The organism is Oricola indica (assembly GCF_019966595.1).
GTDB classification, from domain to species: Bacteria; Pseudomonadota; Alphaproteobacteria; order Rhizobiales; family Rhizobiaceae; genus Oricola; species Oricola indica.
This window is the reverse complement of sequence record NZ_JAINFJ010000003.1, coordinates 472,710-487,346: the sequence shown is the minus strand read 5'-3', so window position 1 is coordinate 487,346 and position 14,637 is coordinate 472,710. Positions and strand designations below refer to the sequence as shown.

The 14,637-nt window shown below is 57.6% G+C and carries 11 protein-coding genes, 1 tRNA gene and 2 pseudogenes; 7 read left to right on the top strand and 7 right to left on the bottom strand.

The window, feature by feature from the left end:
- Positions 1 to 5: 5 nt before the first annotated feature.
- Positions 6 to 752 (bottom strand): polysaccharide biosynthesis/export family protein, encoded by a 747-nt coding sequence (locus LC343_RS11095; RefSeq protein WP_223477171.1) that lies wholly within the window; start codon positions 750 to 752, stop codon positions 6 to 8.
- Between the two features lie 314 nt (positions 753 to 1,066).
- Between LC343_RS11095 and LC343_RS11090 the strand changes: the two genes are divergently transcribed.
- Positions 1,067 to 1,141 (top strand) — tRNA-Gln (locus LC343_RS11090).
- Positions 1,142 to 2,245: 1,104 nt separating this feature from the next.
- On the opposite strand, the gene LC343_RS11085 is transcribed toward LC343_RS11090, so the two are convergent.
- Positions 2,246 to 3,358 carry a Rad52/Rad22 family DNA repair protein gene (locus LC343_RS11085; RefSeq protein ID WP_223477170.1) on the bottom strand — a complete coding sequence of 371 codons (1,113 nt, stop codon included), beginning with the start codon at positions 3,356 to 3,358 and terminating at the stop codon, positions 2,246 to 2,248.
- 16 nt (positions 3,359 to 3,374) lie between these two features.
- The gene (locus tag LC343_RS11080; RefSeq protein WP_223477169.1) at positions 3,375 to 3,881 is read right to left on the bottom strand and encodes a siphovirus Gp157 family protein; all 507 of its coding nucleotides are present in this window, start codon (positions 3,879 to 3,881) and stop codon (positions 3,375 to 3,377) included.
- A gap of 76 nt (positions 3,882 to 3,957) precedes the next feature.
- Here LC343_RS11080 and LC343_RS25350 point away from each other — a divergent pair, with 76 nt between their 5' ends.
- Together LC343_RS25350 and LC343_RS11075 are read left to right on the top strand one after the other, a co-directional pair.
- A complete protein-coding gene (locus tag LC343_RS25350; RefSeq protein WP_428982540.1) occupies positions 3,958 to 4,206 on the top strand; it encodes a helix-turn-helix domain-containing protein in 249 nt (82 codons plus the stop codon).
- 45 nt (positions 4,207 to 4,251) lie between these two features.
- Positions 4,252 to 4,512, top strand: a pseudogene (locus tag LC343_RS11075) (IS630 family transposase); the annotation flags it as partial.
- On the opposite strand, the pseudogene LC343_RS11070 reads toward LC343_RS11075, so the two are convergent.
- A pseudogene (locus LC343_RS11070) lies at positions 4,510 to 4,911 on the bottom strand (integrase core domain-containing protein); the annotation flags it as partial. The pseudogenes LC343_RS11075 and LC343_RS11070 sit on opposite strands and share 3 nt — an antisense overlap.
- Positions 4,912 to 5,279: 368 nt before the next feature.
- On the opposite strand from LC343_RS11070, the gene LC343_RS11065 reads away from it, so the two are divergent.
- Positions 5,280 to 6,059 (top strand): terminase small subunit, encoded by a 780-nt coding sequence (locus LC343_RS11065; protein WP_223477168.1) that lies wholly within the window; start codon positions 5,280 to 5,282, stop codon positions 6,057 to 6,059.
- A 272-nt stretch (positions 6,060 to 6,331) separates the two neighbouring features.
- On the opposite strand, the gene cysN is transcribed toward LC343_RS11065, so the two are convergent.
- The 3 genes from cysN to cysQ are packed head-to-tail and all read right to left on the bottom strand — an operon-like array spanning position 6,332 to position 9,987.
- The gene (gene cysN / locus LC343_RS11060; protein WP_223477167.1) at positions 6,332 to 8,239 is read right to left on the bottom strand and encodes a sulfate adenylyltransferase subunit CysN; all 1,908 of its coding nucleotides are present in this window, start codon (positions 8,237 to 8,239) and stop codon (positions 6,332 to 6,334) included.
- Entirely contained in the window at positions 8,239 to 9,141 is a 903-nt protein-coding gene (gene cysD / locus LC343_RS11055) for a sulfate adenylyltransferase subunit CysD (protein WP_223477166.1), read from the bottom strand. The genes cysN and cysD overlap by 1 nt, the downstream gene beginning before the upstream one ends.
- 54 nt (positions 9,142 to 9,195) lie before the next feature.
- A complete protein-coding gene (gene cysQ, locus LC343_RS11050; RefSeq protein ID WP_223477165.1) occupies positions 9,196 to 9,987 on the bottom strand; it encodes a 3'(2'),5'-bisphosphate nucleotidase CysQ in 792 nt (263 codons plus the stop codon).
- 212 nt (positions 9,988 to 10,199) lie between these two features.
- Here cysQ and galU point away from each other — a divergent pair, with 212 nt between their 5' ends.
- From galU to dxs, 3 genes are all read left to right on the top strand, one after another.
- A complete protein-coding gene (gene galU, locus LC343_RS11045; RefSeq protein WP_223477164.1) occupies positions 10,200 to 11,069 on the top strand; it encodes a UTP--glucose-1-phosphate uridylyltransferase GalU in 870 nt (289 codons plus the stop codon).
- Positions 11,070 to 11,240: 171 nt separating this feature from the next.
- A complete protein-coding gene (locus tag LC343_RS11040; RefSeq protein WP_223477163.1) occupies positions 11,241 to 12,563 on the top strand; it encodes an NAD(P)H-dependent oxidoreductase in 1,323 nt (440 codons plus the stop codon).
- A gap of 110 nt (positions 12,564 to 12,673) precedes the next feature.
- Positions 12,674 to 14,608: a 1-deoxy-D-xylulose-5-phosphate synthase gene (dxs, locus tag LC343_RS11035; protein ID WP_223477292.1), complete on the top strand. Its 1,935-nt coding sequence runs from the start codon at positions 12,674 to 12,676 to the stop codon at positions 14,606 to 14,608.
- Positions 14,609 to 14,637 lie beyond the last annotated feature (29 nt).

Sequence of the window (14,637 nt, the reverse complement as noted above, 5' to 3'; positions counted from 1 at the left end):
CAATTTTACAACGGAAGTACGGCCAGGGAAGACGCACTACTTGCGACGCCCAGCGCTTCACGCAGGTTTCTCATAGCAATTTTCGAGCCGGACGAAAATGACACAATCACGTCACCACCGAAGATGCGCGGATCGCGCGACTTTCCGCTCCGGATATTCTTGACATTGTAGTTGGCGACCAGCTTGCGTCCTCCGACATCGCGGAAGATGTAGGTTTTTTGATCGTCGGCGATCTCCGCAAAGCCGCCGGCCTGCGCAACAACTTCCAGCAGAGTCGAGGTGCTTGTAACCGTATAGACGCCCGGTTTCCGGACCGCGCCGTCAACCGTGATTTTCTGTCCGGCCGATTCCTCGACGAAGACGGAGACTTCGGGGTTCTGCAGATATTTCGCGCCATAGGCGCGTTCGATTTCCGTTTCGAGTTCCGGGATCGTCTTGCCGCCGGCTTGCACCGTGCCGATTAGCGCCAGATTGATCCGTCCCTGCGGATCGATGCGAACCTCGCGGTCGAGCTCATCGACCTGGAAAACGTCCACCTTTATCAGATCGTTCTCGGCGAGCCTTTGTTCGAGGCCGTTATTGGTATTGGCGGGCGCGGGAAGGGCGGAGACGAGCTGCAGATCACCGCCGGCTTCGTTTTCGGCAAATGAGTTGGACGCGTCTTCCAGCGTTCCGGACGCACTGGTGCAGCCCCACAGCAAAAACGCCATAAGGCCTGCAAGCGCCAGTCTTTGCGATCCAGTGCTGATCATCCCACCTCGAACCGAATCCGTCGGTTGTTGTCCCCGAGGCATACCTCATGAGGCAATCATGTAAACCGTGAAATCTACCGATCTGTAGCCAATTCCAGTTAAATACGGCAATCAGATGGCTACAGCTGCCAAACATAAGTTAATGCGGAAAAATAATAGGCACTGTTCGAACTGGCCAATAAATATTTTCTCCAACCCGATCGGCATCAATGCGGATCACTGCCGTCGGACAAGCTTGCTACATAGGCGGTTGACAGGCGTTTAATTGCCAATATATCGACGACCCAGTTTCGCCGCAGCGACGGCGATCTCATTGGGGCGTAGCCAAGCGGTAAGGCAGCGGTTTTTGGTACCGCCATGCGCTGGTTCGAATCCAGCCGCCCCAGCCAGTCATCCGAGATGGAATTTAACAGGCACTCCGTTTGCCAGAATGAGCGAGCCGGTTAGGACGCCCGCGGCTGCTGGAGTGTTGAGGTCGAGCCTGCAAGCGCGCTGGCGGTGTACTCAGCTGCCACTGGATAGCTTTGTCCACATTCGAGCGCGATCAGGAACTTCAGGACCCCTGGGCGCGACGATAGATGAGGTATAGGCCGCCCACTTTCCATACCGGCACCTCTCCATCGCGTTCACGCGTACGCAGATAGCGATATGATTTGATCTTCAGACAGCCGCGGAACAAGGGAATCGTGACGTGCATGAGTGTTTTCCATTCGGAATACCCAGCCCCCGATAACAATACGGGACATGTATGCATTGTTCAACATTAACGTGTGCCGAATACAGCCGACGGCTCCTCAATGCGCGTGTCTTTGGCTTTACGACTATCCACCGTGATCCTTCGCAAGCGAAGGTGCTGGGACAAGTAAACCCACTGTCCGTGCGCACAACATCCCGGACGGCCCGTGCAGCCAAATTGTTTTGCGGACCGGTGAACTTCGTCTCTAAGCGCCTCTCCTTGCCCGTCAAAAGACGTGCTTCTTGCCGAACACGCTGATCCGCGGCTCAGCCGCGGACATAACATGAAGATCGGAGGGAGGCTGTTAGACACTAACACTGTTCGCCAGTAATCTGATGCCGTCCGATGACGCGACCTTCGACCTTTTCAAATGAAGGCCCACGCGAACCTCAAAGCATATTATGGTTCTCAGGAATTCTTGAGCGATGCGGGTATCAATAAACATGAAAGGCCCATTTCCTCGAAGATATCGACGAGCCCGGCACGATCGAGCCACTGCGCAAACGGGGCGTGAAACAGAGCATCAATCCAACGCCAAACCTCGTCGGGTAGATTTCATAATACCCAGGCTATCATCGCACAAATGTTCCATCATATCAGAACCGCAATCAGAAGCTCCGCGCGGGAATTGCTCGACTGCTCGATCAGGCGATCGCCATCATTTGACCTTTGGTTATGGCGGTCTACAAATATCGCCTCGACCGCGATCTGGATACGAATGTTTGGCGTCTCGTCCATCTCGCGACCGGGGCCTTTTTCAAAGCCGCATTCTCTTTTTGCGACTTCGCATCCAAAGGTCGTCAGCGATGGCAAGCGGATCAAGCTTGTGGTCGCGCCACCATGCTTCTTCGTTTCCCGCGTGATGCAATTCGCCGTGATGCTGCGCACACAAGGGAACGGTAAATTCATCAGAGACCTTGCGACCAAGAGCATGCGGCTGGGCAAAAGTCAGGTGATGGGCGTGGGTGCGGTTGCGCCCGCAGATCGCACAGCCATTGGTAACGACAAAGCGTAGATGCTCGGGATCGCGAACGCGCTTCGGCTCGGAAAGGGTAAGTGTCGATTTATCGATCCGGCATTGCGGCCTGTGGTTCGATACTCCCTCATCGGTTTGATAAGTGCCGCCCTTGCCCGCCTGATCTCGACCGGCGTCGATCGCGGGCAGATGATCGGATTGGGGTGAAGAACCCGAATCCTTCCTTTTTGATGCCGTAGGGCCGGAACCATTGATCGGGTCCATCTGTGGGGTGGCATGTTGCGCAACGGCTTCGCAAGCGATCGTTGCGCCGTTTGTTCCCCGGTTCGAACCTCGGCCTTTCCCCGGATCACTTTTGTCGCAGGAGGTTTCTGTGGGGATAGCTGCGTCCTTCGAGACCGGAGAAGCTCCGATAATGCCGCCATCTTGGTAGCGTCCGTTAATCGCTTGCGGGACGGCTGTCCGATGTGAGCCATTGGGATCATAAAGCGAGAGCCCGAACGCATTGCCGAAGGTCATCAGTGCCCGCTTGGTCGCATCGGTTTCCGCCGCCTTCAGGGCAAGTTCATGCGCCTTGCCCGGCGTGGACGTGCTCGCTTCGCCTGTCCCCGAACCTTCCCGTGTGATCGTCGTCCCGCCTTCGGTTGCGACCGTTACGCGTACTCTCGCCACGTAGACAGCCTCGAAGCGAACGCCCAGATGTTTTGTATAGACGCAGGTGCTCTCCACAGTCTCACGGTTCCAGCCGTCAAAACCGAAGATCCGATTGGCTTCGCCGATCACATGCCAGCCTTCGAGATAATACAGCGTGATGCCGTCTTCGGTTCGGGCGCGGACATGGCGCGGTTTCAGCTTGGCGCGCAATTGGCGGATCTGTTTTGCATCAAAGCTCATCGTATCCTCCCCGCCGTTACTTCGTGCGCACCGAAAGCGAGCGGCGGCTGTTCGATAGCGCCGCGCCATTGACGAAGGTGCCGGCCTTCAGTGTGTCCAGAAGCGCCCGCTTGTCGAGCTTTGGCGGCTGCGGCACGAAGAACCATTCGGGAATGAGGCTTTCATCGGTCACAACCACACTTGGTGGGGCGGTGCGAAGCGACAAGGTAAAATCCGGCTCCATGATTCTGTCGAGTCCGGCTTCTTCCATCGCTAACAGTGCCAGCGTGCGCTTCTTTTCCAGCCGCCCGGACAGCCGATCGAGCCTTTCTCTGTTTTCCGCTATGCGGGTTTTCAGCGCCGCGACCAGATCGGCATCGTCAATTGCCGAGCGCACCAGCGCGGTGAGCGCTTCAAGCAGGTTGGTCGCCCCTTCCAGAGTGTCGGCCAGCGTTTCATCGTCGATATCGGGTTCGGCTTCGAGAATACGACGACGGAGGGCGGAGAATCGGGTAAGTTCATTTGCTACGGTATTCAAAAGCACGTCTCCTTAATCAGAATTGGGGTATTAAACATCAAAATGAGTATCATAGCAACCATAATTAGCGTCTAATCACTCAATGATCTCCGGCGCTCAGATTCGTTCCGCTCGCGTTATGCTTGGATGGACACAGAAGCAATTGGCGGAAAAGGCGGCTGTTGGATTTACAACTGTTCAGAGGGCTGAGCAGTCGACCGGGGCAGTCTTAGGTACCGTCACGACCGTCATGAAACTCCGATCCGCACTGGAGGGCGGTGGCATTCTATTTCTTGACCAAGAAAGCGACGTTGGCCCGGGTATTCGATTGCGGTATCCGCAAGAGCTGTGACACTCATAAAATTCGTACCGCAGCGATGATCTTCGGGCGCGGGTCTTGAATGGCTGGGCCGAGGCATGTCGGCGCGGCGGACAGCGGCACAGTTCGGGGTGGGTGTATCGAGCGCGATCCACTGGATCGCACTGGCAAAGAAAGGTGAGACGACGCCCCGGCCACAGAGGTGGCGCCGTGTCTTGCCCGTTGACGCCCATGAAGTCATCGTCGTCGGGTTGATCGATCAGCGCAAGGACGTCACGCTGAACGACTGGTTGAGCGGCTTTGGCCGAGCGTTCGGTGCAGATCAGCCGCATCGCCTTAAGCGAGCAGCCCCATTTGACGGGTCCAATGTGATTGTTGCTGCATGGCGGGCCTTCGGTCTATTGGGATGATGCTTTCCGGGGCTGGCGGGCGGTAGCCCAAGGCGCTGTGTGTCCTCTTGGTGTTGTAGTGCTTCCTCCATTACTCAATCAGGATTTGCGCTTCTCGAAGGCTGTGGAAGCTCTCCCCGTTCAGGAACTCGTCGCGGAAACACCCATTGAAGCTTTCGCAGTATCCATTCTCCCCGGGTGATCACGGTTCGATGTAGGCGGGTCTGGCGCCGACAGCCGTGATCCAGTCTCGAACCGCCTGAGCAACGAACTCAGGGCCATTTTCGGAGCGGATGTAGGCCGGCGGTCTGCGCAGGATGAACAGATCGGTCAGCACATCGATCACGTCGGTCCGTTCCCATACCGCCATATTGCTTCCTCCAGCGGTAATAGGGCTGCTCGGTTATGCGACCTCGCAGACGGCGTCCACACGCGCCATCCCCTGGCCGACAAGCACATCAACCTGCCGTAACTTCGTGACAATCTCTTCCGGTTTGTGCCGCTTCTTGGGCATCTTCGATCCTCCGTTTTCCTAAACATAACGGTGGAACCATTTCTTTGGGGAGGCTCTATCTGCGTTAGCAGTGGACATGATTTTTCTGGAGTATTCGCAAAAAATTAAACATATTTAAACAAAAACAATGTCACGGTATGTCATTATTTCTGCAATAAATGATTGATATCAAAAGATAAAATCCTGCACAAAAGGATGCGAGTATGGCGCAAGGGCCAGATCTGATCGATGTGAAAGAAATCGCCCGGATGTTTGGCGTGACAGAGCGTACCGTTTGGCGATGGGCGGACAGTAACCCCAAATTCCCTCAACGGATGATGCTTGGGCCGAGAACGATTCGTTTCCGGAGGAAATCAGTCGAAAAATATATCGGAAGGACCGCGGTGCGCGATAATATGAAAAAGAGGTGCTACCTCAAGGAGAGTCATAAGAAATCCGGTTTGCGCATCCGACACCGAGAATTTGTGAAGTCCTATAGTAAGAATCCAAATGCGATGCGGGCTGCTATCGACGCCGGATACAGCCCTCGTTCCGCCCATGTCACTGGATCTCGTCTTTTAAAGAAGTGTGAGATAAAAAAACTAATAATATCTAGTCGTGAAAAAGATGAATCAGAAAGAACAATTGAGAAGAGAAGGGTACTGAAATGGCTAAGAGCCTATATAGATGCTGATATTGCTGAAGTTTTCGATGATTTAAATAATATAAAACCCATAAAAAATTGGCCACTGATATTAAGAAGTAGCGGAATAAATATTAAAATAAGAAATTCAAATGATGGAGAGGTAAAATATATTGAGACTTATAAGAAAAATATTATGAAGTGTATTGAGTTGTATGGACAGCATGATTTTGTACGCGCTTATGAAGCCCCAAATACAAGATGCCCAGGAAAAAACAGAAATATTGATCGTTGGATCTTGGGTTTGATGGGGGCGCTCGAGTTTGAGTCGGACAGCGCTACTAACCTCAATCGGGTGTGATCTAATTCTTCACTCTTTAACTGCCCGCGAACTGAGCTCACAAACACGCCTACCCAGAGGGGTTCAGATGGGGCGTCCCTACACGTAAGCGGTCTATCAGTCGAGACGTCTCTGCGTTGGGAGACCATCCTTACGATCGACACAAATTTATTCGATATGTCGGTCGCTGCATCATAGACGCCCAGGACGAGAGTGATCGAATCGCCCTCGAAGAAGCATCGGCGAGATGTTGGGATGTTCGCTGCTACAGGTTGGATGCGGCGGCAGCGCATCTATCGCGAGATGACACCCCATTGCACCATCATTTCGATGATCTGCTCGGCAGCGTCTTCCGGTGAGGTTGTTGTCGTATCGATGGTGATCGCGGCGTTCTCCGGCGTTTCATATGGCGAGTCGATACCGGTGAAATTCTTGATCTGACCGGCCCGCGCTTTCTTGTATAGGCCCTTGGCGTCTCGTGCTTCCGCGACCTCGATCGGCGTGTCCACGTAGACGACTTTGAATTCGTCCTCTCCCATCAGTTCCCGCGCCAGGCGGCGCTCAGCGCGGAAGGGCGAAATGAAGGAGACGAGGGTAATCAGTCCGGCGTCGGTCATCAATTTCGCCACCTCTGCGACACGCCGTATGTTTTCCACGCGGTCCGCGTCGGTGAAGCCGAGATCCTTGTTAAGCCCGTGACGGACATTGTCTCCGTCGAGCATCATCGTGTGCGCGCCCATGGCGATCAGCTTGCGGTCGACGATGTTCGCGATGGTCGATTTGCCGGAGCCGGACAAACCGGTGAACCACAGAACAACCGGCTTCTGTCCCTTGATCGATGCCCGTGTCGTCCGATCGACGTCGAGCGCCTGCCAGTGCACGTTGGACGAGCGGCGCAATGCGAAATGGATCATGCCCATTCCGACGGTCGCATTGGTGATCTTGTCGATCAGGATGAACCCGCCGGTTTCGCGATTGTCGTCATAGGCATCGAATGCAATCGCGCGGTCGAGCGAGATATTGCAGACACCGACCTCATTGAGGTCGAGTTCAAGCGCTGCTTCGTGGGCGAGGGTGTTGACGTCGATGCGATATTTCGGACGGGTGATCGTTGCGTTGACTGTCGCCGTGCCGATCTTGAGGAGATAGGGCCGGCCCGGATAGAGGGGTTCGTCCGCCATCCAGAGGATCGTCGTCTCGAATTGATTGGCGACTTCCGCCGGGTCGCCGGAGGCGCAGATGATGTCGCCGCGCGAGATATCGATTTCGTCCTCGAGCGTCAGCGTCACCGATTGTCCGGCGACGGCCTCGTTCAGGTCGCCGTCCATTGTCACAATGGACTTGACTGTGCTCTCCTTCGCCGACGGCAGAACCTTGACGCGGTCGCCGGGCTCGATCGTGCCCGACGCGATATAGCCGGCGAAGCCGCGGAAATCGAGATTGGGGCGGTTAACCCACTGCACAGGCATGCGAAACGGTTTGGTTTGCGCCGCGTCGCGGACGCCGACAGTCTCCAGATGCTCAAGCAGGGCCGGCCCCGTGTACCAGTCCATATTCGCGCTGTGATCGACGATGTTGTCGCCTTCGAGCGCCGACATGGGGATGGCTGTAATGTGCTCGATGCCGCCCAGGTCCCGGGCGAACTCGCGATAGGCGATGTCGATGTCGGAGAAGACCTGCTGCGAGTAATCGACGAGGTCCATCTTGTTGATCGCCAGCACGATGTTCTCGATACCGAGCCGCGACACGATGAAGGAGTGCCGCCTGGTTTGCGTGAGGATGCCCTTGCGCGCATCGATCAGGATGATCGCCAGATCCGCCGTGGAGGCACCGGTCGCCATGTTGCGCGTATATTGCTCGTGGCCGGGCGTATCCGCGACGATGAATTTGCGCTTCTCCGTCGAGAAGAAGCGATAGGCAACATCGATTGTGATGCCCTGTTCGCGTTCGGAGGCCAGTCCATCGACAAGCAGGGCGAAATCGAGCTTGTCGCCCTGTGTACCCATCTTCTTCGAGTCGGCCTCCAGCGCTGATAGCTGGTCCTCGAAGATCAGCTTGGATTCATAGAGCAGCCGGCCGATGAGAGTCGACTTGCCGTCATCCACACTGCCGCAGGTGATGAACCGCAGGAGGGACTTTTCTTCCTGGGATTTCAGATAGGCCTCGATATCGTCCGCGATGAGCTCTGACTTGTGTGCCATCAGAAATAGCCCTCCTGCTTCTTCTTCTCCATCGAGGCGGCCTGATCGTGGTCGATCACGCGGCCCTGGCGTTCGGAGGTGGTTGTCAGCAGCATTTCCTGGATGATTTCGGGCAGCGTGGCGGCCTCGCTTTCGACGCCGCCTGTCAGCGGATAGCAACCGAGCGTACGGAAGCGGACCATACGCTCCTCGACGACTTCATCCGGGCCGATCGGCATTCGCTCGTCATCGACCATGACCAGTACGCCATCGCGCTCCACGACCGGGCGCTTGGCGGCGAAATAGAGCGGGACGATATCGATATTTTCCAGGTGGATGTATTGCCAGATGTCGAGTTCGGTCCAGTTCGACAACGGGAAGACCCGGATCGATTCTCCCTTGTTCTTGCGCGCATTGAAGAGGCGCCAGAGTTCCGGTCGCTGGTTTTTGGGATCCCACCGATGGTCCGACGTACGAAATGAGAAAACGCGCTCCTTGGCACGCGATTTCTCCTCGTCGCGCCGCGCGCCACCGAATGCGACATCGAACTTGTGCTTGTTGAGCGCCTGTTTGAGCGCTTCTGTCTTCATGACATCGGTGTGAAGGGCCGAGCCGTGAGTGAACGGACCAATGCCGCGTTTCACGCCGTCCTCGTTGATATGGACGATGAGATCGAGGCCGTTCTTGGCGGCCACGTCGTCCCGGAATGCGATCATATCGCGGAATTTCCAGGTCGTATCGACGTGGAGAAGCGGGAAGGGCGGCCTGGCCGGATAAAAGGCCTTGAGGGCAAGATGCAGCATGACCGCCGAATCCTTGCCGATGGAATAGAGCATCACCGGGTTTTCGGCCTCGGCGACGACTTCACGCATGATCTGGATGCTCTCGGCCTCCAGTCGTTGCAGATGAGTGAGGGTTTGCATGCGGGATTATGCTCCGTCGGCCGTTCGCTGCACCGTCCACGAGGTGCAACAGGCTTACATCGTCCGAACCGATGCGGGGATCGAGTAGTGCGCCGTTGGCGATCCGGCGATGAAATAGGGGTTCCTGAATTGCGATTTGCCGTAGCTAAGCGGCGTGCCGTCACATGTCAAAACCTGTCCGCCGGCCGCGGCGAGAACCGCATGCCCGGCAGCGGTATCCCATTCCATCGTTGGTCCGAAACGTGGATAAATGTCCGCTTCGCCCGCGGCGACAAGACAAAATTTCAGCGACGATCCGGCATTCACGCAATCGTAAATTTTATTTTCCGCGATGAAGGTTTCGGTCTCTTTTGTCAGATGTGAGCGGCTCGCGACGGCGGTTTGCTGTTCCGGACACTCCCGGACCGAAATCTTGCGAGACGAGCCGTCCGCGCCGATTTCACGGGCGCCCGAATTGATGGCGCCGACGAACATACGCCCGATCGCCGGTGCATAGACTATCCCGGCCACCGGTCGCCCGGCTTCGATCAGCGCGATATTGATCGTGAATTCGCCTGTCTTCTTGATGAATTCCTTGGTTCCGTCGATCGGATCGATCAGGAAGAAGCTGGCGCTTTCCGGCATGACCGCATGGGTCGCCGCGCGCTCCTCGGTGACGATCGGGATATCGGGGAAGCGCTTCTTCAGCGCCGGAAATATCAGGTTATCGACCGCAAGATCAGCTTCGGTGACGGGGCTGTTGTCTTGCTTGGTGGCGACATTGTGCGGGCGCCCGTAGGTTTCCATTGCCAACGCACCGGCTTCTCGGGTCAGGTCTATAAGGTCGTCTATCGCAAAAACGGTCATGTCTGTCCAAATGGGAACCAGCGCGAAGTTCGGCGGTTATTGAACCATTCGCTTACGCTGCGCAAGGAATAGGCTGCCTGTACGAAGGGAGCTCATAGTGAAATTTTGCCGGCTCTTCCAATCCATTGGGAGAGGTTACGGGACATCGAAAAATCGTTATGTTGCGCTGCGAAGCAGTTCAAAGTGAAAAACAAAGGAGTCCGAATACCGATATGGCCTTACCCGTTCGAAAAGCCGTCGTTCCCGTCGCAGGTCTTGGAACCCGTTTCCTTCCCGCCACCAAGGCGCTGCCGAAGGAGATGTTGACCGTAGTCGATCGACCCGTGGTTCAATACTGCGTCGACGAGGCTTTCGAGGCCGGTATCGAGCACGTGATTTTCGTCACCGGGCGCGGCAAAGGACTGATCGAAGATCATTTCGACTATCAGTTCGAACTGGATGCGACATTGCGCGAGCGCGGCAAGACGGCCGCTGCCGAGCAACTCGATGCTGAGACGCCGGGGGCCGGGCAGGTGAGTTTCACGCGGCAGCAGAAGCCGCTGGGTCTCGGCCATGCCGTGTGGTGTGCCCGCGACATCGTGGGCAATGAGCCCTTTGCGGTGCTCCTTCCCGACATGGTTATGGATGGCGAACCGGGCTGCCTGAAGCAGATGATGGATGCCTACAACGAGGTCGGCGGAAACATCATCTCCGTTCAGGAGACGACCCCCGACCTCGCGCATAAATACGGGATCGTCGCAACCGGGGCGGAGAAGGGCCCCGCATTTGAAATCACCGGCATGGTCGAAAAGCCGGAGCCCGGAACAGCCCCATCCAATCTCTACATCAATGGCCGCTATATCCTTCAGCCCAAGGTCATGGAAATCCTGTCGACTCAGGCCGCCGGTGCGGGTGGCGAGATACAGCTGACGGACGCCATGCTGAACCTGATGGAGAGCGAACCGTTTTATGGTGTTTCCTTCGACGGGCGAACCTTCGACTGCGGATCGAAATTCGGCTTCCTGGAAGCGAACATCATGCTCGCCCTGAAGAACGACGATGTGCGTGACGAAGTTCGGGATCTGCTGAAGTCGCTGCCGTAAACGGCCGATACGACTCGATTATTTGCCATCGGACGGGCCGGTCTTGGGACCGGTCCCTCAGCCCGCAAGGGGGCGGCAAATTGACCGGCGCTGTTGCTTTCGCGAACACGATAGTTGACAAGATTGCCAGCCGCGGAGCCCTGTGTGCCCGCTTATGACGCCAGAGCCTGCATGCCGATACCTCCTCCGAACGTCGCCCTGACCGGCCTTGCCGCAGAATTGCGCGAACGCGCGCAGTCCGGCCGCCCGATTCGTATCGGGCTCGTCGGTACCGGTGAGATGGGAACGGACATCTTCACCCAGATTGCGCAGATGCAGGGCATCCGGGTCGGCGCCGTCGTCGAGCGAACACCGGGCCGTGCGGCCATCGGCGCGGAAATGGCCTATGGCGAGAAAGGCCACACGCAGGACGTTTCCACTCACGATCAGATGTCGGTGGCGATGGAAGCCGGGAAGATCGCTGTCACGGGAGATATGGATCTCGCGCTCTCGCACGGTCTGATCGACGTGGTGATCGATGCGACCGGAGTGCCGGAAGCGGGCGCCGATATTGGCATGCGGACCATACGCCACGGCAAGCATCTCATCATGATGAATGTCGAATGCGATGTCTGTATCGGCCCCTATCTCAAACACGAGGCCGACAAGGCTGGCGTGATCTACACGCTTGGCGCCGGTGACGAGCCGTCGTCATGCATGGAGATCATCGAGTTCGTCACGGCGATGGGACACTCTGTTGTCTGCGCGGGCAAGGGCAAGAACAATCCACTGAACTTCGATGCGGTGCCCGACGACTACCAGGAGGAGGCCGACCGGCGGAACATGAATGTTCGCATGCTGGTCGAGTTCGTGGACGGCTCGAAGACCATGGTCGAGATGGCGGCGATCGCGAACGCGACGGGGCTCGTGCCGGACGTGCCCGGAATGCACGGGCCGCGCGCGACTGTCGATCAACTGGCGTCGGTCCTGATTCCGAAAGAGGACGGCGGCGTCCTGTCGAAGCCCGGATGTGTCGACTATTCAATCGGCAAAGGGGTGTCGCCGGGCATCTTCGTCGTAATCAAGGCGGAGCATCCGCGCATCCACGAGCGAATGTCCGATCTGAAGATGGGCGAGGGGCCGTACTTCACATTTCACCGTCCCTATCATCTGACGTCCCTCGAAGTGCCGCTGACAGCGGCGCGGGTCGTCTTGCACGGCAAGCGGGACATGGTGCCGTTGCCGAGGCGTGTCGCGGAAGTTTGTGCGGTGGCGAAGCGCGACATCGCAGCGGGGGAGAAACTCGATGCCGTCGGACAGTATTGCTACCGTTCATGGACACTCACGGCGGATGACGCGAAGCGCTCAAACGCCATTCCTTGCGGCCTGCTCGAAAACGGGACGGCTCTGAAGCCGATCGCGCGGGGCGAATTGATCACCTGGGATAACGCGGTACCGATGGAAGGATCGCTCATTGCGCAACTGCGTGCCCGGCAGGACCAATTGCTTGCCTGAGACGGTCCGTCGCGTTGAAATATGCCATCGACCCGCCATGTTTCGTTGCAAGACCGCCGTGCAACTTGTGACCGACCGGTGATTTCGGCTATGGCTGTTCGGACGAACGGATAAGAAAATTGACGACCAACGCGCCCGAAACGCCGCTTCTTGACGGCATAACCGACATCACTCGTTTGCGTGAGATGGACGACAAGCTGCTGCCGCAGCTTGCCGGAGAATTGCGCGCGGAAATGATCGACGCGGTATCGCGTACGGGTGGCCATCTGGGCGCGGGCCTCGGCGTCGTCGAACTGACCATCGCCATTCACCACGTCTTCAACACGCCGCATGACCGGCTGATCTGGGATGTCGGCCACCAGTGTTATCCGCACAAGATCCTGACCGGTCGTCGCGATCGCATTCGTACGCTGCGGCAGGAGGATGGACTTTCCGGGTTCACCAAACGCGCGGAAAGCGACTTTGACGCGTTCGGGGCCGGGCATTCCTCGACGTCCGTGTCGGCAGGTCTCGGGATGGTGGAAGCCGCTCGCCTGCAGGGCATCGACCGGCAAGTGATCTCGGTCATCGGCGATGGTGCGATGTCGGCGGGCATGGCCTATGAAGCGCTCAACAATGCCGGCGCTATCGATGCTCGCCAGATCGTGATCCTCAACGATAATGACATGTCCATCGACCAGCCGACGGGTGCGATGAGCGCGTATCTCGCTCGGATGGCATCAGGAGCGGCTTATCTGGGTATCCGGGATTTCGGCAAGAAACTGACGGCCTATCTCGGCCGCCGAGTCGATCGCGCGATCACGCGGGCGGTGGAGCATGCGCGCGGCTACGTCACGGGCGGTACGCTGTTCGAGGAACTCGGCTTCTATCATATCGGCCCTATCGACGGTCACGATCTGCCGACGTTGCTCGCCGTGTTGCGCAATGTGCGCGATAACATTTCGGGCCCGGTGCTGATCCATTGTGTCACCCAGAAGGGCAAGGGATATGCGCCCGCCGAACAGGCCGCGGACAAGTACCACGGCGTCGTCAAGTTCGACGTGATTACCGGGGCGCAAGCCAAGCCGAAACCGAATGCGCCGAGCTATACGAAGGTCTTCGGCGAAACGCTGGTGCAGGAAGGTCGGGAGGACGATCGGATCGTCGCCATTACAGCGGCCATGCCGTCGGGAACCGGCGTCGACTTGTTCCAGAAGGAATTTCCGGCGCGCGCCTATGACGTCGGCATTGCGGAACAACACGCAGTTACCTTCGCGGCAGGCCTCGCCGCGGATGGAATGAAACCATTCACGGCGATCTACTCGACCTTTCTTCAGCGCGCTTACGACCAGGTCGTTCACGACGTCGCCATCCAGAAGCTGCCGGTCCGGTTTCCGATCGATCGCGCGGGCTATGTCGGGGCAGACGGCGCCACGCATGCCGGCGCCTATGACGTCGCCTATCTTTCCTGCCTGCCGGGTTTCGTGGTCATGGCCGCGTCGGATGAGGCGGAATTGCGACACATGGTGCGCACGGCTGTCGAATATGATGACGGGCCGATCGCGTTCCGTTATCCGCGCGGCGAGGGCGTTGGTGTCGAACTGCCGGAACGCGGCACCGCGCTGGAGATCGGCAAGGGGCGCGTTCTGCGGGAAGGCGGCAAGATCGCGCTTCTCTCGCTGGGAACGCGGCTCGCTGAAGCCTTGCTTGCAGCGGAAGAACTGGAAAGCTACGGCTTGCCCACGACCGTCGCTGACGCTCGTTTCGCCAAACCGCTCGATCACGAGATGATTGCCACTCTGGCGCGCGAGCACGAAGTGCTCATCATGCTTGAGGAAGGCGCGGCCGGCGGGTTCGGCGCACATGTTCTGCAGTATCTGAGCACGGGCGGATATCTCGACGGCGGTCTTAAGGTGCGGTCGCTCGTCATGCCCGATGTCTATATGGATCAGGCGGGTCTGCCGCGTATGTACGCGCAGGCGGGGCTGGACAAGGCGGGCATCGTCCGCACGGCATTGACGGCTTTGGGCCTGGACAAGGCGAAACGGCTCGATCTTCGAGCCTGACGGCCAAAGGCCGTCTTTCCGGTTCCGGT